The sequence below is a fragment of the Stenotrophomonas sp. WZN-1 genome, assembly GCF_002192255.1.
Classification (GTDB): Bacteria; Pseudomonadota; Gammaproteobacteria; order Xanthomonadales; family Xanthomonadaceae; genus Stenotrophomonas.
On sequence record NZ_CP021768.1, the window covers coordinates 124,051 to 144,052 of the forward strand.

A 20,002-nucleotide genomic window follows, 5' to 3' on the forward strand; every position below is an offset into this window, starting at 1 on the left:
CATCGCACCCGTTTCCGCGGCTGGGGAGCCGCAGGGCGGGCCTCGGCCCGCTGCAGTAAAGCGGACTGCTCGTCCGCTGAAACAGGGGCAAGAGAGACCGGATACGCGACCAGGGCCGCCCTCCCTCCCGCGTCGGTCGTGCAAGGAGAGAGGCACGGCCGTCCCGGCCCTGTACGTGTCCGGTGCAACAGCCACGGCCATCACCCTGATGGCCCGTGGTTGCCTGATGCCAACGCGCGCTGGCGCGCTGGCCCCATCCACCCTCGGGACATGCGCATGAAACTGATCTCCGCCATCATCCGACCGTTCAAGCTCGACGAGGTCCGCGAGGCCCTGTCCGACGCAGGCGTGTCGGGCATCACCGTGACCGAAGTGAAAGGCTTCGGTCGCCAGAAGGGCCACACCGAGCTGTATCGCGGCGCCGAGTACGTCGTCGATTTCCTGCCCAAGATCAAGATCGAAACCGTGGTCACCGACGAGCGTGCCGACGCGGTGATCGAAGCGATCCAGTCGTCGGCAGGCACCGGCAAGATCGGTGACGGCAAGATCTTCGTCACCGCCGTCGAACAGGTCATCCGCATCCGCACCGGCGAAATCGGTGCCGACGCGCTGTAACCCCCTTCCGGAGACTCCCCCATGAAGATGCGCCTTCTCACCGGGTGGCAAGCCCGGTTCCATCTGGTGTGCCTGTTGATGCTGCTCAGCGCGCTGGCCGCCGGTGCCTGGCCGGGCAGTGCCCACGCCCAGGTGCAGGTGTCACCGCTGCCCAGCGAAAGTGTGGCGGTCGAGCCGCTGCAGGATCCTGCAGCGGCCGCCGCTGCGCCGGCCGTGGCCGAAGCGGCCGCCGCCTATGACCGCGGCGACGTGGCGTGGATGCTCACCTCCACCCTGCTGGTGCTGTTGATGGTGGTGCCGGGGCTGGCGTTGTTCTACGGCGGCCTGGTGCGTTCGAAGAACGTGCTGTCGGTGCTCAGCCAGATCCTGGTGGTGTTCTCGCTGGTGCTGCTGCTGTGGGTGTCCTATGGCTACAGCGCGGTGTTCAGCGCCGGCAATCCGTTCTTCGGCTCGTTCACCGAATTCGCCTTCCTCAAGGGCTTCACCCCCGACTCGGTCGGCAACACGCCGATCAAGGGCCTGCCGGATTACCTGTTCGTCGCCTTCCAGTCGACTTTCGCCGGCATCACCACTGCGCTGATCGTCGGCGCGTTCGCCGAGCGCATCAAGTTCCGTGCGGTGCTGCTGTTCTCGGCGCTGTGGTTCACTCTCAGCTACATCCCGATGGCGCACATCGTCTGGGGCGGCGGCTATCTGGGTGAACTGGGCGCGATCGATTTCGCCGGTGGCACCGTGGTCCACATCAATGCGGGCGTGGCTGGCCTGGTGGCCGCATGGTTCGTCGGCAAGCGCCTGGGCTATGGCCAGACCGCGCTGAAGCCGCACAACGTGCCGTTCACCTACATCGGCGCGATGCTGCTGTGGGTGGGCTGGTTCGGCTTCAACGCGGGCTCCGCCGCCGCCGCCGATACCGTCGCCTCGCTGGCCTTCCTCAACACCGTGCTGGCCACCGCCGCCGCCGTGCTGGGCTGGACGCTGGTGGAAGCCATCGGCAAGGGCAAGCCGTCGGCACTGGGTGCGGCCTCGGGTGCGGTGGCCGGCCTGGTTGGCATCACCCCGGCCTGCGGCACCGTCGGCCCGCTCGGCGCGATCATCATCGGCTTCGTCGCCGGCGTGGTCTGCGTGTGGGGCGTGACGGGCCTCAAGCGCATGCTGAAGGTGGACGACACCGCCGACGTGTTCGGTGTGCATGGTGTCGGCGGCATCGTCGGCGCGATTCTCACCGGTGTGTTCAGTGCACAGTCGCTGGGCGGTACCAAGCCCGATCTGGATATCGCCCATCAGGTGTGGGTGCAGGTGATCAGCGTCGGCCTGACCGTGGTCTGGTCGGCGGTGGTGACCACGCTGATCCTGCTGGTGGTGCGCAGCGTGGTCGGCCTGCGCGTCACCGAGGAAGCAGAGCGTACTGGCCTGGATGTGACTTCGCACGGCGAGTCCGCCTACGAGGCCTGAAGTAGCGGCGGAGCTACTGCATTGATGGTGTGGGTGCCGACCGTTGGTCGGCACTTCTACTGTTCTGGTGGGTGCCAGGCTTGCCTGGCACTGCTCCTGCTCCGGTGGGTGCCGACCGTTGGTCGGCACAACGGCATGCATCGTCGCGCCTGATCGCGCACAATCGGGCCATGCACCCGACCCGCACCGCCCTGATGCTCTCGGCCTGCCTGCTGCTGGCCGCCTGCGCCTCTACGCCGCAGGAAACCCGCAACCCGCTCGCCACCTGGGTGCCGTCACCCAACCAGAACGCGCGCACGCCGGTCATCATCGTCATTCACCACACCGAGCAGAAATCGGTGCAGCAGAGCCTGCGTACGCTGCGCACCGCCAACAGCGGTGGGCCGGTCAGTGCGCACTACCTGATCGGTGCCGATGGCCATCGCTACCAGCTGGTCGCCGATGAGCGCCGTGCCTGGCACGCCGGCGCCGGGCGCTGGGGCACCATCACCGATCTCAACTCGGCCTCGATCGGCATCGAGCTCGACAACGATGGCCGCAGTCCGTTCAGTGCGGCGCAGATCGAATCGCTGATCGTGCTGCTGCGCGATCTCACCACCCGCCTGAACATTCCGCCGCGCCAGGTGATCGGCCACGCCGACCTGGCGCCGACGCGCAAGCAGGACCCGAGCCGGTTCTTCCCGTGGCAACAGCTGGCCGAGGCCGGTTTCGGCGTCTGGCCGCGCGCGGCCGACGGGGCTGCGCCGGAAGGCTTCGACGCGTGGAATGCGCTGGCCCGCTTCGGCTATCCGCTGGACAACCGCGACGCCACCGTCGCTGCCTTCCACCGCCGTTTCCGTGGCCGCGACGACCTGCCGAAGACGCTGGATGCCGAGGATGCCCGCATCCTGCACTCACTTCTGCTGCAGATGCCCTGAACACTTCTGATTGTCGCGGCTTGCCGCCTGACGACCTGCACGACACCATGGCGGCATGACCGAATCCGCCTTCTTCTCCAAGCACAAGCACTGGGCACTGCTCGCCATCGTTCTGCTCGCCGGCTGCGCCACCACGGGTACTGGTCCCGAAGCGCCGGCTGCAGCCAAGCCGGCTGCCGCTACCTACGCCAAGGTCGACTGGAAAACGCTGCCAGCGGTCTCCGATGCCGATCTGCAGGCCGGTTTCATTGCCTGGCGCAGCAGCTGCACCCGCCTGAAGAACGATGCGGTCTGGGCAAAATCCTGCGCCACCGCCGCAGCGGTGTCAGACAAGGACCCGGCCGCGATCCGCCAGTTCCTGCAGCGCGACCTCGAGGCCTATGCGCTGCGTGCCGGCGGCCACCAGGCCGACGGGCTGATTACCGGCTACTACGAACCGATCTACCCCGGCAGCCTCACCCGCACCGACAAGGCGACGGTGCCGGTCTACGGCACGCCGGATGATCTGGTGGTGGTGCAGCTGGACAGCCTCTACCCGGAACTGAAGGGCAAGCGCCTGCGCGGTCGCGTCGAAGGCAAGGTGCTCAAGCCCTATGACGACGCCGGCACCATCGCGGCCAAGGGCGCCAAGGCCCCGGTGCTGGCCTGGCTGACCGATCCGATGGACCTGCAGCTGCTGCAGATCCAGGGGTCGGGCCGGGTACGCCTGGCAGACGGCACGCAGGTGCGGCTGGCCTATGCCGAGCAGAATGGCCACCCGTACCGTGCCATCGGCCGCTGGCTGGTGGACCAGGGCCAGCTGAAGAAGGAAGACGTCACCATGGACGCGATCCGTGCCTGGGCTCGGGCCAACCCCGCGCGCGTGCCGGAGCTGCTGCGCAGCAACCCCAGCTACGTGTTCTTCGTGCGCAATCCGGACAGCCCGGAGGGTCCGCGCGGTTCACTGAACGTGCCGCTCACCGCCGGCTACAGCGTGGCGGTGGATCGCACCGTGGTGCCGCTGGGCAGCCTGCTGTGGTTGTCGACCACGCGCCCGGACGGCACCCCGGTGGTGCGCCCGGTGGCCGCGCAGGACACCGGCGGCGCCATCGCCGGTGAAGTGCGCGCCGACCTGTACTGGGGCAGCGGCGATGCCGTCGGCAAGCTGGCCGGCGACATGAAGCAGAAGGGCAACATCTGGATGCTGTGGCCGAAAGGCATGGCGTTGCCGAACTGAACCGGCAGGGGGCGGATCCCTTTCCGCAGGAAAGGGCTCTGACCCCGGATGCCTGATAATGGCGCCATTCCGAACTCTCCGGCCGCCGCAGCGGCCAGGACCCCTGCAATGAAGAACATCAAGAACAACAACGCAAAGAAGTACTACAAGCACTGGGCCGAATCGGGCCTGGGCAAGGGCAACGTGCTGATGGAAGCCCGTGGCGAGAAGATCGTGCGCCAGGTGGAGATCTACGGCACCAAGATGGTCTGGGCCGACGAGCATGCCCACAGCGACGACCGTTTCCTGCTGGCCGACCAGCCGGTGTCGTTCCTGGATTTCGACGAAGACGACGAAATCTCCGCGCGCGAATTCGAAAGCGCCTGGAAGAAGGCCCGGGAAGCCACCGGCTACCCGGTGTAACGCTGCCCGGCCGGGGTCAGAGCCCTTTTGATCCCATCACCAAAGTAGGTGCCCACCGGAACCACAAAGTCTGTGCAGCCTGTTAGGGTTTGGACCATGCTTTGCCCCCCGTTGAGTGGCAAAGATTGTGTCGTGCGAGGCAAACGAGCGTAGCCCGCCGCAGCAGACAATGGTCCAGAACCATTGCGACAATGCGAGGCGGCCTAACAGCACTAGGTACTGGCTTAAGAGGGTCTATGCGTCGGAGTCAGGGTGCATCCGAGACGGGCGGCAGGCACCTGCCCAGAAGACAAACAGAACAGGGGGAGAGGGAATATGCTAGTGATAGTTAGGCATGCGCAAAGCATGGCTAATGCGGGATTTGCAACCGCCGATCCCGAATCCATTGCCCTTACTGCCGCAGGGGAGGAGCAGGCTCGCGCATTGGCAATGACCTGGTCGGCTGCGCCTGACCGCATCTTTACCTCACCATTCCTCCGGGCTAGACAGACATCACAACCACTCGCCGAACGCTTCAAGATGGTCGTTGCGCCCCTGGGGGTCCACGAGTTCACTTATCTGTCGCCTGAGCGGTGCGTGGGCACCTCGGCAGCAGACCGCAAGAAGTGGGTAGAGGACTACTGGTCCCGTTGCGATCCAAACTATGTGGATGGACCTGGTGCCGAGTCATTTGCCCAGCTAGTTGCCCGCGCTGCGCGAGCGCTGCGCATTCTTAAATCCTATTCCGCGCATGAGCAGGTGGTCGTGTTTAGCCACGGCCAATTGATGCAGGCGATGCGCTGGATTTGCGGGAGCAAGGCTCCCTCAGTGGTGAACGCTGCAGCGATGGGCGCATTTCGAAAGCTGGATTTGGATCAGCCTATAGCCCATTGCCAGAGGGTATCTTTCGAATAGAAGGCGATCGCGGATACTGCCAACCTCCCGGCCCCGCTCCCCGGCCGCAGATCTTTGGCCTGGTCGGATCAGAAGACTACCCGTTACGCGCGAACAGCAAAGGCTGCTGATGAGGGGCGCACTTTTGGTATCGGTAGGAGATGATTGGGCTCACAGGCTCAGGGATGTGAACGCCACGCCTTTCAGCAGCCCGCCTCATCAAGTAGGAGGGCTCGTGGACGTCGTTTCGGATCTGATCCCAGATCACGTCGTCATTCACGTGAATTGGAAAGCTCGTGTCCGGCAGCAGGCGAAGAAGTTGCTTCGTCTGTGTGATCAACTCATGAGCGTATGGGCGCACTCTGGGATCTCTGCATGCTCCAGATAGTGCTCGTATCATGTGGCTTGCCGCATACCACTGGCGATCAGCCAACCGCTGCAAGTGGAACAGCCGATACGTGCACGTCAGCATGAGAAAGCCATAGATGTCACCTCGTTGGTAAAGGCCATCCAGGTCATATGCCATCACAGGCACGCGGTTCTCATCAGTACTGGTCCTATCGCCCGGGAATGAATAGCGGTCTCCGAGTAGTCCGGCGCTGGACGTAAATAGGCGATTCCAGCCAACAACTGTCCTCATATCCCACTCTCGATGGCTGAGGGCTGCAAAGGGCCACTTAACCACCTCCTCAAGCTGGGGATGCTGCAGGGCAAGGTGTTTGCGCCGCCTGGGTGATAGTGACCGCAATCCCTGCCGATATGCACTGAACTCATCGCTGCGCATCATTAACGGACCATCTAGGCTGTGGCGCCGAAGAACATAGCGTGCCCTCAGCTCTTCCTCACCGCCTTCCACCATAGACCATGTATTCCAGACAATCCTGGAGTGCAGCCTGTCCGATGCATCAGAAGCAGGGCGACCTAAACTGGAGCACTGCATCGCTTGGAGTGCTAGGCAAGCTTCGTGTAACTCCCCCATCGGAAACCTCCAAAAAAACTAGACGTTGGAAGGGCAATTTCTCTGGATGAAAAGGCTACGGTAGAGCGCTAGGGTTACCTGGAACTTAGCATCACTGGAGCTTACGTGAGCCTACCAAGTAAAGAGCCGGATGCATTGTCTGTGGCTTGGGTGGCGCAAACCTATGGCGGGCTGGTGCCGGCCAAAGACCTGTCGCGACTGCTCGGGTTCAATAGCCCGGCAGCACTTAGGCGGGCAAGCGCCACAGGTCGTTTGCCAGTGACGCTGTTTCGTCCACAAGGTCGTCGCGGATGGTTCGCTCACGCCGCCGATGTCAGCGCATACCTTCGATCTCAGGCACCTCAATCTCCGAGGGAGGCAGGCAGCCCATGACCTAGCCCAATCTGAACTTCCCTTGCCGGAAGTTGGAAAGAAAAAACCCGTGAGGTAGGACTCACGGGTTCTCAGATCGGCGACTTTGCAGGTCTTGCCGATACTTTCCCCTTCCCTGACTCCCCTGTCAAGCCTGCGCAGGCCTGCCACGGGCACCTATGTCCGACTCGCCTGGTAAGGCTCGCCCAGGCATTCTGGACGGTGGTCCCGTGGGGTGCGCATGAGGAATCGGCATGTCCACAGACGCTCAATCTGATGGCCTATCGTTTGAAGACCGTCACCAGCTTTACACCCGCATAAAGGCAAGTGAGCTCAGTATCCGGCAGATCGAGAGCATGGTTGCCGGCAGCGGAACAAAGACTGTAGGCAAGGCGGCGCTAAGAAACGTTCGCGTTAGGCATAACTCAATCCGGAACGGTGGTGCGCGAACAGTTGAAAGCCATACGTGCGAGCTGGTCTTTGCCTATGAGCTTGAGCTTGACCCCGAGGTGCTGGGCTACTACGTACAAGTACCATGCCGCCGCGTGCAGCGCACCACGGCGTCCGGGCGCAATCACATCAGCACTGCACATGTGGATTTTCTTGTATTTCGCAGGGACCACGTAGAGCTAGTGGAGTGCAAGCCGCTATCGTGGCTGGAGAGCCAACTGGGGCTTCCGGACTCCCTTTGGGTCAAGCAGGACGCGGTATGGACCTATTTGCCCTACGCCCAATGGGCACAGCAGCATGGCCTGGTGTTCAGAGTCTGGGTACCGCCCACTCCAACCGGTGTGTACCTCCAGAACCTTGAAGCGTGCTACGCGGTAGCCGGTGATGCCCTTCAGCAACATGAAACTACCGCAGTATCCAAGGCAGCTCGGATAATCGCCAAGCGCCCCGTACTGCTGGACAGTCTCCTCACCGAGGTGCCCGGATTCACACCGCGCCTAGCGCTTTGGATGCTGGGAAGATCGGCGGCCTTCGGTCCATTGCAGAGCACTCCCGTGGCTAGGACTGACCGCTTCCATCTGTATGGCACGAAGGAGCAGGCCAAAGAGGCGGACGGGCTACTGTTTGGAGCCATTGTCAAAGGTCAGTCGCAACCAGCTGTGGACGATCCATTGCTGGTCGCAACCGCTACCGACCTCCAGCGGGCACGCCAGCGACTCAGTAGGCTTGCGCTGATTGAGGCCGGAAGTCTGCCCGCAACACGACGGATGGGCGCTCTACAGCGACAGGTTCGAAAGGCTGTTGCCGAAGGAAGATCCGCGCTTTCGGCTTGTCTTACCAAATATGCCTTTAGCGGAAACCGAGCATCGCGCCTGCTTCCGGAACACGAGCAAGCCATAGAGACCGTCATCGCGCTGCACTGGAACACCGGGAGGGTACATAGACCGAAGGACTTGCTCTATGTGTTCGAAGAGGAGTGCCTTCGGTTAGGAGTTGAGCCTTGCGGTAGGGGCCGACTGGATGCCAGACGAAGAAGCGAGAGCCCAACGCGCCATGCCCTATCCACGGGCGGCTTTCGCGCCTACCACGCGACGCGTACACGCACCGATCCTCGCCATCGCTCGCTGCCTCCGATCGGATATGGCCACACACTGCACGTGGATGCGTCGGATCTAGATGTTCGCTGCGCGCCGAACCTGATTCACTGCTTCCCAGCAAGCAAAGCAAAGTTCTACATCGGCATAGATGGAGCAACGGGCTATCCGATGGCTCATGCATTGGTATTTGGCTCAGCAAGAACCGACGCATTGGCATTGCTCATGCGTGAGTACGTCAAAAGACAGGGCTTCCTACCCAAGTTGATCCATCTGGACAGAGGGCCGGAGAACACCTCCCGCTGGCTACAGGACTTCTGCCATGGCGAGATCAGTCTAAGGTTCTCACCAACGGCTGGTAGTGCCTGGAATGGCATTGCCGAGAACGCCATCAAGCAGGTCAACGAACAAGTAGCACAGCGATTCCAAGGAAGCACGCGGCCCGACCAGATGGGACGTAAGGTCGACGGCAAGTTCAAGAGCCGAAACAATGCCAGAACGGACTTTGTCCGCGTACACGAAGAATTCCTGAACTTCGTCTATCACGACCTTCCGATGACGCCGGGCCCGGATGATACAACGCCGATCGAGAGAAGGGCTGACGCGCTTGCAGCCTATGGCGCTCTAGGCACACCGTGCGAATGGAATGACGGATTCCTGATCAGAACTTCGATCAAGGTGGAGATCAAGAAGCGAATCGATCGGCAGCGTGGTGTACGTACCATCGATGGCTGGTTCACCAGCGACGAGCTCCTACAAGAGCTGCGAACTGAGGATGCCAGTGAAGTTCGTAGCGACTGCTGTGACCCAAATGTGATCTACGTGAAGGTTCACGGAAATTGGTTCAAGGCCTTCCACAACAAAGTGCAAAGCGATGCGCTTTTGTCGGATCAGGAGCGATTGTTTCATCTGCTCTGGGCACCCTCGTTGCGCTCACAATCGGCAAAAAGAAAAGAGGAAGTTGCCCGTGCGCGTCATTCACGCCGAGTGCAAGCCCAAGCGGCAAGGCCCGCAACAGAGCACCTTGCCCCGGTTCCAATGACCGGCAGCGATGAGAGGCTAGATATCGAACCAGTGCCACCCGCGATCGCACAGGACATCGTTCCGTTCGATGAACGGGAGGACTACTGATGAAGATGGTTCAGCACCCAGCCTACGAGGGCCCACGCAAGCGATTGCGAATGGCGCTCGACCGTCATAGGCCAGGACATATGGTGTTCATTATTGGGCCATCGGGCGTGGGCAAGACCACGATGAGGCGCTCGGTAATGCAGGAGATGTTTGGCAATCCAGCATGCTGGGATTGTGGGCGGATACCCCTGGTCGAGACATTCGCCACACTTCCTCACGGCGCGTACTTCAGTTCGCGTCAGCTCGCTGTCTCTATTCTGCAAGAGTTGCACGCGCCCACGTTGGCGTGGCTACTGGACGGAAGCTATCTCGGGGAGGATGCAAAACTGCGAATACGACGCGAGCTCGCCGCAGCAACATCGGAGTGGGCGTCCTTAGCGCGAACAAGACAGACAGAAGGCGAGTACTGGGGGATGGTGCAGCGAAGCCTGAGAGCGCGTAGTTGCAAGTACGTATCAATCGATCAGGTCACAGCGCTACTAGTCAACCACAGAGACAAGTCCCCCGCTGACCACACCCTCCATCTGATGGCGATAGCTGAAGCCACAGGCGTGATGTTCGTTATGACTGGGGTGCACAAAGCCACGCAGTTGTGGTCGGTCAACTCCGAGTTGCGACGCCGAGTCACAACTGTTTGGGTGCCTCCATATAGCGATAAGCGTCGGGATGACAAACTGCCGTTCCTTCGTTTGCTCAAGTCATTGGCCACTCGCTACGGGCTATCACAGGATGATCTGCTAATCCGGATGGCCAACGATATCCTTGCCGCTACCGGCGGCGTATTCGCTGAGGTGGTCGAACTACTGGGGCGGGCAGATATTGCTGCGAAGCAGGAGGGATGCAACAGAATTCTCAAGCGACACATCGAGATCTCCTACTACGGAAGTGAGGATCTTAGGAATCTATGGCGGGACATCGACGCCTTTGAGATGAGCATGGTTGCCGGCAGTGTCACTGAGCGATCAGAACATGTGAAGGCGCGCTGGGGATCTCCAACCTGAGGGAAGGAAATGGTGACTACCGACTCAAATCAGTTCCGGTGGGGCGCCGATGCAAGGCGGCGGCGCGACGATCTCGCGCGAAAACTGCACGCCAGGAGGCGGTTCGCGGCTGCATTAATCATTGCGATTGCACTCCTCTCCCACCTGGCAGAGCTGGCGGAATCCACCAGTCACGAGGGCCAAGATATAGGCCCTTCGCAGGAAGGTGTAGAAGCGCTCGACAAAGCGGAGGATTTCTGATGGAACTTCTCCAGCACTCAGCATACAGACGGCCGCGAGATCGACTGAGGGCAGCCCTAGACAATCACAGACCGGGGCATATGGTCTACGTCATCGGTCCGTCCGGTGTAGGGAAGACCACGATGCGTCGGAGCGTTATGCGTGAGATGTTTGGGAATCCAAACCTGTGGGAAAAGGGAAAAGTTCCTGCCATCGAGACGTTTGCGTGCTTGCCAGTTGGAGCATACTTCAGTTCGCGATATCTCGCCCGCGAGTTGTTGCAAGAGCTTAACGCGCCGACTCTGACTTGGGCGCTGGAGGGCAGATCACCTCGGTCAATTCCCCCTTCGGACATTCAAGCCGAAGTGCGCGACAGAGACCTTCAACTTGGACGGTATCAACTCAGGCTCACCGAAGCGGAGTGTTGGTCGTCTGTGACGCGGTCCATGATTGCGCGTGACTGCAAGTATGTCGCTATCGATCAAATATCAGCGCTTCTGGTGAATCACAAAGACAAGTCACCTGCAGACCATGCATTGCACTTGATGACGTTAGCAGAGTCCGCCGGGTCGATGCTGATAATGAGCGGAATCCACAGGGCAGTTCAACTCTGGTCGATCGGATCCGAGCTTCGCCGAAGTGTGACGTCTATATGGGTTCCGCCATATAGCGTTAGAAGAAAGGAGGACCGGGCTCCATTCTTGCGCCTCCTTATGTCGCTAAGCGAAAGGCACAATTTCTCTAAACAGGACCTATTGATTCGAATGGCGGCGGATCTACTGGTCGCGACGGGAGGTGTCTATGGAGAGGTGGCTCAACTTCTGTCGCGAGCTGCGGATGCGGCCAAGCAGGAAGGAAGCGAGCGGATCCTTAAACGTCACATAGAGGCCTCCTACTATTCAGACAACGATCTTGCCAACCTTTGGCGAGATATCGAGGAATTCGAGGATGCAATGGAAGCTGGAAGCGTCACAGCCAGAGCGAAACAGCTCAAGTCTAGTTGGGCCTCCTCTTATGGGGAGGTGTGCCGTGAAGTCTAGCATTCACCGATTTACCTGGTCGTCCTTGCCTCCACTTCAATTGAAGGGTGTGGGAACGTCGCGAGTTGAATCCTTGGAGCACTACGTTCTACGGCAAGCGTGGACAGTCGGCGTGACCATGGCCAATATGATGTCGATAGTCGGTCCAGCTATTGCTGGTGGGCGTAGAGGACAAGTCATGGGCTCGGGCAAGTATTGCGGTCCCAGCCGTGACTTCAGTCACCGTATCAGCACGCTCAAGATGCTGACCGCCCAGGACGACCTGCAGTGCGGCACATTCTGGGTTTTGGAGGACGTACTGGCAACCTACGGAGGAGGCCGAGACACAACGCGCCGCCGCTGGTGCCCAGTGTGCTACCGCGATTGGGACGATGATCTCTCATATGAGCCGCTATCGTGGATCGTCGACATTCAAGCTGAGTGTGACCTGCATAAATGCAAGCTCGAAACCACCTGTTCAAGGTGTGGCGCGGACCAGCCGAGCTCAACAGACTACCAGCGGCGCAGAAGATGCCACAAATGCAAGCAATCGCTTTCCGGTGATGGCGCCGCCGCAGCGATTACTGGCGACGAGGCATGGGGTCAGCAGCAGCTTGCATCCATAATCGAACTTTGCGCGACGCCCTCACAACCCCAGATTCCCTTCGAAAACTACGTTCGATTCGTGAAACTGCTCGTTGACGGCCATCCGATGAGGCGGGCATATCCTAACGCTCTCAAGGCGGAATTCTACCGCGCTACCAAGAACTTGAGCAGGGGTCGGACGACCATTCGTGCCATTGTCAATCTCTGCGCTCTCCAGTCCATCTCAGCACGCGACATCTTGCTAAGCCCGGATGCGGCGGCTTCCGAGCCGCTGTTGGATCTTTGGTTTAGCTATGCAACGTTAAAGCTACCTGTTGGGAGGCATGCGGAGCGGCTCGAGCGATGTGCCAAATGCTTTTCAGATGTTCTGAAAGCATCCGAGAAAGACCACTATGTGCCGCAGATGAAAGTTGTACTTAGACGCTTCAGGCTCAATAGGCAGTTGCTACGAGAGATGCACCTTGACGTCTACGAGGAGTACAAATTGAGATACGAAGAGCAAGGTCCGTACAGTCAAAGAGTTCACTTGAACAGGGCAATGGATCTTGCGCTACAGATGGTTGAAGGAGATGCAGACCAAGCGGGATCCCACCGCAAACTTCAGCAGGCAGCCAAGCAAATCGGCCAGCGATGCAATGTGTCGCTGGATGTGGGATTCTCGGTGATGCTCGGAGCACGAAACGTGCTGAAGGCGCTAAGTGAAAACCGCTTACGAAAACAGCCGTCTGGTGGCCGGCGACGACATAGCGTCGCCTAGCCCTCGCGGCCTCTGTCAATTTTCATTCGTCTCGTGAGCCAGCCCCAACTCGGCGCGAATACGCTTCAAGACCAGATCGCGCAACGGTCTACGGAGCGAACCATCAATGGCTGCGGCATAGATGTCATCATCTCGATCTCCGATGGGCAGGCCCTCCAAGCGTAGCGAAGCCTGAGCTTCAATGATTGCTTGGCGAAGCTGACTTCTACTGGCCATTGCCGCCCCGGAGGTTTAGCTGATTCTAGCGAGAGTTCACATGACGAGGGTTTGCCATGAGGGCTCTAATCCTTCGGATCCGACGCAACTTTGACCTAACGCCGTTGCTTTCGCTGACGCTAGTAGGCTGTACCGCTCGACACCGGCGTCTCTTGGAACCTGGTGAAGTGACCGAGTTGCCTAGGATCGCAGCGGCCCGAAGCTATCCCGGCCGCATTGGCCCTGATCCAGGTCCGCTTCTGGCCAGAAGCGGATACTGCAATCATTGCTGCCTGAGCGCACTCTCCAAAGGCAAGGGGAGCGCCTGCTGTTCGCCCGCTGTCACATCAACTGCGACTAGCTGAAATCTTTGATCGCCAACCTGGCAGGGCATTCCGCGCACCAGCATCCTGTTCGATCTGATGACTAATGATTCTCAGGACTTGCTGCGGTACCGGTGTACGGCTGCCCCGCTATCACTACTTGATCAGGAAGTCATTCAGTGATTTTCCGCTTGCTACCAGCTCGGCTATCCATCGCGGTTGCCGCCCTCGACCGGACCACGTCTGGCCGCGCACTGCAGGATTGCGGTACTTGGGGGCGGTGTTGGGCACTGTCGATTTGGCAGACCTCCGATCACCTCGCTTCTTGGCGGTTTCGGAGGGCACGATCACTGAAGCGCCGTAGAGTTCCTCTATCGTGTATCCATGATCCTTGACGTACTTGTTGATCTTGGCGCGCATCGCTGTGGCCTTAGGGCGTGACAGCACTTTGGACTGCTGCTTCTCCGCCTGAGCAATCAGTGAGCGAAGTTCCTTGGCAGAAAGGCCGCTGATATCAATAGTCATGAATTCTTCCCCGGTGTCGAGGCCCTAGCCTATTCTCAAATGACATTGCGTGTCACTCCACATCCACTATGAGTCGCTCAATCACAGGATCGACTACTAAAAAGTGGATCGTGTTAGCTACTCTCTCACTGCACATGATTTTCACGTGGCGTCGCCAAGAGTTCTTTGAGAACGCCAGTTTGAGGCATTGGATGAATCGACGTTAGACTCAAGTGCTTTCCGTAGCAGATCAGGGAGGCAAGGCGCATAACCGTGAGATCAATTCCCTTCATTGTCGCTGCCGCGTTGGCGGGAACTTCGCTGGCTGCAGATGCTTCTGAGGATAACCTCCATAGAGATCCTTACTTTGATCCAGGAGGCGCCGTCAGGTTCAACTATGGCTGGCTCGACTACGGGCCGACCAGCCGCCTGCAGCTTGAACTGCTGCGCGCAGATCTTGACGCTGGAACCGGACCGTTTTCCTTCTCTGCCCAGTACCGCTGGTACGATGGTTTCGACGCCGTGCATCACGCGTACGCGGGCTGGCAGTTCTCCGATGCTACCCAGCTGAAGGTAGGTATCCAGCAAGTCCCGTTCGGGCTGCTCCCTACCGTTTCGCAGAGTTTCTGGTTCGGCTCCGGCTACTACCTGGGCGTCGAGGATGATTACGATCCGGGCCTTATAGTGATTCACCGCAGCGGCAGCACAACTTGGCATCTTGGCTGGTTCTCCGGAGACGAATACGGGTCCGGGGCTCGCTACGATCGCTACTCCTTTGATGTCGCGCAGACCGAGGCGTTGCCGTATCGCGAGCGGCAACGACTGCATGCACGCGTGGAGAGCGCGCGCGACTGGGGCGGCGGCGAACTGTTGCTGGGCGCATCAGCGTTTGCTGGCAAGGTGCAGAACACTCAGACACGGCGTCACTACGGTCATCAGGGCGCGGCCCTCCATGCACAGTGGCAGCGCGATGGTTGGACCGCGCAGCTGCAGTGGGCGCGGTACCGGTATGACGTGCCCGGAGATCGCATCGCACTGTCGGCGTTCCAATCCCCCTTCCAGGTTGCAGCGCAGGCGGATGTGCCAAGCGCCAACATCGCCTATTCGTTCGGCCAGAAGGGCTGGCTGGATGACATCACCTGCTATAACAACCTCAGCATGACCCGCCCGGTCGGGCACCGCGCGGGGCTTCGTGATTCGTGGCAGAACGTGACCGGTTGCAGCCTGCAGAAAGGCATCATGCTCACCTATGTCGACTGGATCGCTGGCCGCAACATGTGGTTTGCTGGTGGTGATGGTATCGGCATCGACGAAGGAGGCCCTTCCAGCTGGCATTCGCGGCTGAACCTCAATATCGGCTTCTACTTCTGATCGGCCTCGCGCAAGCCGCAGGTTCTTCCACCCAATAACACGGAGGTATCCATGCAGAGCACGGCTCCGCAACATCCCCCCGTTCGCCAGCGGATCCTTCCGCAGGTGTTCATTCCCACGGCAGCCATCGTCATCGCGCTGCTCGCGCTTGCCGCCTTCGCGCCCGAAATGGCCACGCGGTGGTTCACCGCGGCCAAGTCATGGGCCGCCAACGATGCAGGTTGGTTCACCATCCTTGCAGTAGCCGGCTTCCTGGTCTTTGTCGTCGGCGTCGCCATCAGCAGTTACGGCCGCATCAAGCTCGGCCCTGACCACAGTACGCCGGACTACAGCTACGGTTCCTGGTTCGCAATGTTGTTCGCTGCCGGCATGGGCATCGGTCTGATGTTCTTTGGCGTTGCCGAGCCCATCATGCACTACGCCACGCCGCCGGTTGGTTCGCCTGAGTCCGCCGCCGCTGCCCGCCAGGCGATGCGCATCACCTTCTTCCACTGGGGCATCCACGCATGGGCGATCTACGCGGTGGTAGCGCTGTCGCTGGCGTACTTTGCGTACCGACACAATCTCCCGCTGCGTGTCCGCTCCGCGCTGTATCCGCTCATCGGCGACCGTATCCACGGCCCGTTGGGACATGCCGTAGACACGTTTGCCGCGCTGGGTACCATCTTCGGCCTGGCCACCTCGCTGGGACTGGGCGTCATGCAGATCAACGCCGGCCTGAACTACCTGTTCGGCCTGGAGGTCAGTACGCTCGCCCAGGTTGGCTTGATCACCGTCATCACACTGGTGGCCACCGGATCGGTCGTGGCTGGCCTGGACAGCGGCGTACGCAGGTTGTCCGAGCTCAACATGATCCTGGCGGCGGCGCTGCTGGCCTTCGTCCTGGTCTGTGGACCCACCGTGCACCTGATGCAGGCACTGGTGCAGAACACCGGCATGTACGTTTCCCAGCTGTTCTCGATGACTTTCAACCTTTATGCCTACGAACCCACCGGTTGGCTGGGTGGCTGGACGCTGTTCTACTGGGGCTGGTGGATTGCGTGGTCGCCCTTCGTTGGCATGTTCATCGCGCGCATCTCACGTGGACGCACCGTCCGTGAGTTCGTGGTAGGGGTGTTGCTTGTGCCGCTTGGCTTCACATTCCTGTGGATGACCATCTACGGCAACACCGCGTTGCACATGGTGCGGGCAGAGGGCATCCAGCAGTTGGTGCAGGCGGTCTCAACCGACAGCTCGATGGCGCTTTTCGAGTTCCTGGAACACCTGCCCCTGACCATGCTGACCTCTTCGCTTGCTGTCATCCTGGTTGCGCTGTTTTTCGTAACCTCAGCGGACTCCGGCGCCCTGGTAATCGACATGCTCACCTCGAAGGGTGAGGAGGAATCGCCGGTCTGGCAGCGGATCTTCTGGGCGCTGCTGGTCGGCGGCCTGGCAATTGCCCTGTTGGTGGCCGGCGGGCTGGAGTCGTTGCAGGCAGCCACCATTGCCAGCGCGTTGCCATTTACGATCGTCATGATCCTGATGTGCTGGGGACTGCTGAAGGCCATGCATCTCGATGCGACCAAGCGCTCGATCCTGCGGGAGGCACGTATCCTGCCGGGCACCAGCGAGGATTGGCGGGCGCGCCTGCGCCTGCTGGCGCACAACCCGTTGAAGATCGAGGTGACCGGCTTCATCGAGCAGCGCGTCATTCCTGCATTGGAAGAGGTTGCGGCTGAGCTGCGCAAGCAGGATCTTCCGGTCCAGGTCTCCAAGGGGGAGGATGGTCGTGCGTGGCTGCAGGTTGGCCATGGCGAGGAGATGGACTTCTTCTACTCCGTACGGCCCCAGCCCTATGAGCCGCCGACGTTCGCCCTGCAGGATCCCCGTCGACCGGTCAGCGAGGGTACCCGTCATTACCGAGCGGAGGTCTATCTGCGGGAGGGCGGGCAGGACTACGACGTCATGGGGTGGACCAAGGTTCAGCTTATCCACGATGTGCTCGATCAGTACGAGCGCCACCGTCAGTTCCTGGACAAGGTGCGCTCGTAGAATCCGTACACAGATGCCGCCCGGAGGAGCGGCATCTGCCTTGGGCCGGGCGTGACCCTGCGTTGACGTGTCCTCGGCGCCCGACCGTGTTATTGATGGCGCAACTGCCCAGGAAGTTGCCCGTGCTCACCAGATTGAGGCTTGCAGCCAGCAAAGTTACAAAGCGGATGTGGTTCCGCTCGACCCTGTATGGCGCCCTGGGCATCATCACGGCGTTGGCCGGCGCGTTCCTGAAGTTCCTCATTCCCACCGGCCTTGCCGCACGGATCGGCGCCGATTCCGTCGGTAACATTCTTGGCATACTTGCCGCGTCGATGCTGACGGTCACCACCTTCTCGCTGTCCACCATGGTCTCGGCCTACGGGTCCGCGTCGAGCAGCGCCACCCCGCGCGCGGCCCGCCTGCTGATCGAAGACACCCGGGCCCAAGGTGCGCTGGCCACCTTCATTGGTGCCTTCCTGTTCTCGATCGTGGGCCTCATCGCGCTCAGCACCGGCATCTACGGAGACAGCGGCCGGCTTGTGCTGTTCGGGGCAACCATCGCGGTCATCATCGTCATCACAGTGACGTTGCTCAGGGCTATCGAGCAGTTCTCACGCTTTGGCCGCGTTGGCGAAACCATCGATCTGGTGGAGCGGGCGACCAAAGCGGCAATGAAGCGCCGCGCCGAGGAGCCTCGACTCGGCGGAGCCAGTGCGGTCCCGGTAGGGGAGGGGGCGGTACTGCTGGTTGGCGATCAGGTTGCGTACGTTGAACATGTGGACGTCGCCCGGATCGACGGCATTGCACGGGAACATGATCTGCGCGTTCATCTGCTCTGCCAGCCGGGTACGTTCGCGACCCCAGCCCGTCCCTTGATAGCCATCGAAGGGAGCCCGCTTCCGGAAGTGCAGAGTGAAGTGATCTCAGCCATTTCCTTCAGTGACACGCGCTCCATCGAGAATGACCCACGGTTCGGGCTGGTCGTGCTTGCGGAAATTGCCCAGCGAGCCATGTCACCTGCGGTGAACGACCCTGGCACCTGCATCGACGTCATCGGGACCTGTGTCAGGCTGCTCTGTGCATGGGCCAGCCACACCGGGGACGCTGAGACGTGTGATGTGCTCTATCCGCATGTGCACGTGCAGTGCCTCGATGTCCGCGACATGTTCGAGGATGCATTCACACCAATCTCCAGGGATGCGGCCGGCTCGCTGGAGGTCAACATCCGGCTGCAGAAGGCATTCGGGGCGCTAGCACGGTCAGCAGACCCCGCCGTTGTGAACGCGGCAGTAGAGCACGCCCGTACAGCACTGTCCCGAGCTATCCAAGCACTCGAATTCGAACTTGATCGAAGGGCAATTCAAGCCGCGGCGTTGGAGCGATGATCCTGCTGCGAGGTACTCTCAAGCTGGGGACAACCTGTGGCAGCTGGTTGAATTGGGCTTGCTAGCGAGCGTGAGTTGGTACCCGGGCGGTTCAGCCCTTGCTTGCGCGCAACCCTAAGTCCAGGCGCTCAGCGATGCCCTGCGGGCCGATGTCTCCAGCGCGATTGACAAGCACTACGACGGTTCGCCGCAGCGAACGAACGTGTCGGATGTATCCCGTAAAGCCTGCCGTCCCGCCGCCATGCCCCACCACGTCGCCGTCCTCAGCCAACTCCCAGCCAGCGCCCCAGCTGGCTGTGGTACCGTCGGCAAGGCGTGTGCCGCGCCACATCTCACGCAGCAATGTATGGGGCAGCAGATCGCCCCGGTCCAGCGCTACGGCGAAACGTGCCATGTCGTCGATGCTGGCGAGCAGCCCTCCAGCAGCCCAGGCGGAGCCCGGTGCGGTGAGGGGCGGATCGAGCCAATGTCCATCCTGGTAGAGGTGTCCTTGGGCAATGCTGCGGCGGTCGCCGGTGCGACGGGGCCCGGCATCGCGCATGTCCAGCGGCCCCAGGATTTCGTCCTGCAGAAACTGCCAGTAGTCCATGCCCGTCACCCGCTCAATGGCAAGGCCGAGAAGTATGTAGTTCGTATTCGAATAAGCGAATCGTGTTCCTGGGGCGAACTCGAGGGGCGCTTTCCCGACCATTGCCAATAGTTCTCTAGGCGCAGGATCCATCGGCATCAATTCGAGAAAGTTGCGCTCGTTCAGGTAGTTCGGAATGCCGGATGTATGGCTCAGCAGGCGCGACAGTGCAATGGGCTCCCATGCCACTGGTAGTGCATCCAAGTAGCGTCCTATAGGGGCGTCCGTATCAAGCCAGCCCCACTGCCGGAGCCGGAACACCAGCAGGGCAGTGAATACTTTGGTGATAGAGCCGATTTCGAACACGGTATGCCGATCGACCCGCGCGGCGCTGGCATCCCTGCGCAGTCCCGCAGTGCCTGTTTCGGCGACCCGTCCTCGCTCCACGACGACTGCAGCCATTCCCGGCTGGTGCTCAGCCTCAAGCAGGGCCGTCAACGACTGGCGGCTCCCAGACAGTCGCCTGCTTGCTCGGACGCCAGGCACAATCAGCCCAGCACC

At 60.7% G+C, this 20,002-nt stretch carries 16 protein-coding genes; 14 read left to right on the forward strand and 2 right to left on the reverse strand.

What is annotated here, in order from left to right; genetic code table 11:
- Positions 1-276: 276 nt before the first annotated feature.
- From CCR98_RS00525 to CCR98_RS20970, 11 genes are all read left to right on the forward strand, one after another.
- Positions 277-615 carry a P-II family nitrogen regulator gene (locus CCR98_RS00525; protein WP_004134334.1) on the forward strand — a complete coding sequence of 113 codons (339 nt, stop codon included), beginning with the start codon at positions 277-279 and terminating at the stop codon, positions 613-615.
- 21 nt (positions 616-636) lie between these two features.
- Positions 637-2,067, forward strand: a complete 1,431-nt coding sequence (gene amt / locus CCR98_RS00530) for an ammonium transporter (RefSeq protein WP_087921112.1) — start codon at positions 637-639, stop codon at positions 2,065-2,067.
- Between the two features lie 170 nt (positions 2,068-2,237).
- A complete protein-coding gene (locus tag CCR98_RS00535; RefSeq protein ID WP_087924112.1) occupies positions 2,238-2,984 on the forward strand; it encodes an N-acetylmuramoyl-L-alanine amidase in 747 nt (248 codons plus the stop codon).
- A 55-nt stretch (positions 2,985-3,039) separates the two neighbouring features.
- Positions 3,040-4,200, forward strand: a complete 1,161-nt coding sequence (locus CCR98_RS00540) for an MltA domain-containing protein (protein ID WP_087921113.1) — start codon at positions 3,040-3,042, stop codon at positions 4,198-4,200.
- A gap of 108 nt (positions 4,201-4,308) precedes the next feature.
- Complete coding sequence (locus CCR98_RS00545; protein WP_014035514.1) at positions 4,309-4,602, forward strand: hypothetical protein; 294 nt, start codon at positions 4,309-4,311, stop codon at positions 4,600-4,602.
- Positions 4,603-4,917: 315 nt separating this feature from the next.
- Positions 4,918-5,496 (forward strand): histidine phosphatase family protein, encoded by a 579-nt coding sequence (locus CCR98_RS00550; protein WP_087921114.1) that lies wholly within the window; start codon positions 4,918-4,920, stop codon positions 5,494-5,496.
- 1,563 nt (positions 5,497-7,059) lie between these two features.
- Entirely contained in the window at positions 7,060-9,480 is a 2,421-nt protein-coding gene (locus tag CCR98_RS00560; protein WP_087921116.1) for a DDE-type integrase/transposase/recombinase, read from the forward strand.
- Positions 9,480-10,481: an AAA family ATPase gene (locus CCR98_RS00565; RefSeq protein WP_049441968.1), complete on the forward strand. Its 1,002-nt coding sequence runs from the start codon at positions 9,480-9,482 to the stop codon at positions 10,479-10,481. Before CCR98_RS00560 ends, CCR98_RS00565 begins: the two co-directional genes overlap by 1 nt.
- 12 nt (positions 10,482-10,493) lie before the next feature.
- Positions 10,494-10,721 (forward strand): hypothetical protein, encoded by a 228-nt coding sequence (locus CCR98_RS00570; RefSeq protein WP_155760248.1) that lies wholly within the window; start codon positions 10,494-10,496, stop codon positions 10,719-10,721.
- A gap of 80 nt (positions 10,722-10,801) precedes the next feature.
- Positions 10,802-11,740 carry an AAA family ATPase gene (locus tag CCR98_RS00575; protein WP_269767696.1) on the forward strand — a complete coding sequence of 313 codons (939 nt, stop codon included), beginning with the start codon at positions 10,802-10,804 and terminating at the stop codon, positions 11,738-11,740.
- 112 nt (positions 11,741-11,852) lie between these two features.
- Positions 11,853-13,082 carry a hypothetical protein gene (locus tag CCR98_RS20970; protein WP_139319639.1) on the forward strand — a complete coding sequence of 410 codons (1,230 nt, stop codon included), beginning with the start codon at positions 11,853-11,855 and terminating at the stop codon, positions 13,080-13,082.
- Positions 13,083-13,756: 674 nt separating this feature from the next.
- Here the strand turns inward: CCR98_RS20970 and CCR98_RS00580 are convergent.
- Complete coding sequence (locus CCR98_RS00580; protein WP_075675701.1) at positions 13,757-14,125, reverse strand: H-NS histone family protein; 369 nt, start codon at positions 14,123-14,125, stop codon at positions 13,757-13,759.
- A 252-nt stretch (positions 14,126-14,377) separates the two neighbouring features.
- On the opposite strand from CCR98_RS00580, the gene CCR98_RS00585 reads away from it, so the two are divergent.
- The 3 genes from CCR98_RS00585 to CCR98_RS00595 all read left to right on the forward strand — a co-directional run bounded on the left by CCR98_RS00585 (position 14,378) and on the right by CCR98_RS00595 (position 18,873).
- Positions 14,378-15,475: a hypothetical protein gene (locus tag CCR98_RS00585; protein WP_075675700.1), complete on the forward strand. Its 1,098-nt coding sequence runs from the start codon at positions 14,378-14,380 to the stop codon at positions 15,473-15,475.
- A 51-nt stretch (positions 15,476-15,526) separates the two neighbouring features.
- The gene (gene betT / locus CCR98_RS00590; protein ID WP_049468424.1) at positions 15,527-17,506 is read left to right on the forward strand and encodes a choline BCCT transporter BetT; all 1,980 of its coding nucleotides are present in this window, start codon (positions 15,527-15,529) and stop codon (positions 17,504-17,506) included.
- A gap of 95 nt (positions 17,507-17,601) precedes the next feature.
- On the forward strand, positions 17,602-18,873 hold the full coding sequence (locus CCR98_RS00595; protein WP_232463065.1) for a DUF2254 domain-containing protein: 1,272 nt from the start codon (positions 17,602-17,604) through the stop codon (positions 18,871-18,873).
- A 91-nt stretch (positions 18,874-18,964) separates the two neighbouring features.
- Here CCR98_RS00595 and CCR98_RS00600 read toward each other — a convergent pair whose 3' ends face one another.
- Entirely contained in the window at positions 18,965-19,987 is a 1,023-nt protein-coding gene (locus CCR98_RS00600; protein WP_269767708.1) for a serine hydrolase domain-containing protein, read from the reverse strand.
- Positions 19,988-20,002 lie beyond the last annotated feature (15 nt).

Bases quoted from the DNA above. Each gene is read 5' to 3' on its own strand.
- CCR98_RS00525 (WP_004134334.1), top strand. From the start codon at position 277: ATGAAACTGATCTCCGCCATCATCCGACCGTTCAAGCTCGACGAGGTC.
- amt (WP_087921112.1), top strand. From the start codon at position 637: ATGAAGATGCGCCTTCTCACCGGGTGGCAAGCCCGGTTCCATCTGGTG.
- CCR98_RS00535 (WP_087924112.1), top strand. From the start codon at position 2,238: ATGCACCCGACCCGCACCGCCCTGATGCTCTCGGCCTGCCTGCTGCTG.
- CCR98_RS00540 (WP_087921113.1), top strand. From the start codon at position 3,040: ATGACCGAATCCGCCTTCTTCTCCAAGCACAAGCACTGGGCACTGCTC.
- CCR98_RS00545 (WP_014035514.1), top strand. From the start codon at position 4,309: ATGAAGAACATCAAGAACAACAACGCAAAGAAGTACTACAAGCACTGG.
- CCR98_RS00550 (WP_087921114.1), top strand. From the start codon at position 4,918: ATGCTAGTGATAGTTAGGCATGCGCAAAGCATGGCTAATGCGGGATTT.
- CCR98_RS00560 (WP_087921116.1), top strand. From the start codon at position 7,060: ATGTCCACAGACGCTCAATCTGATGGCCTATCGTTTGAAGACCGTCAC.
- CCR98_RS00565 (WP_049441968.1), top strand. From the start codon at position 9,480: ATGAAGATGGTTCAGCACCCAGCCTACGAGGGCCCACGCAAGCGATTG.
- CCR98_RS00575 (WP_269767696.1), top strand. From the start codon at position 10,802: ATGGTCTACGTCATCGGTCCGTCCGGTGTAGGGAAGACCACGATGCGT.
- CCR98_RS00580 (WP_075675701.1), bottom strand. From the start codon at position 14,125: ATGACTATTGATATCAGCGGCCTTTCTGCCAAGGAACTTCGCTCACTG.
- betT (WP_049468424.1), top strand. From the start codon at position 15,527: ATGCAGAGCACGGCTCCGCAACATCCCCCCGTTCGCCAGCGGATCCTT.
- CCR98_RS00595 (WP_232463065.1), top strand. From the start codon at position 17,602: ATGGCGCAACTGCCCAGGAAGTTGCCCGTGCTCACCAGATTGAGGCTT.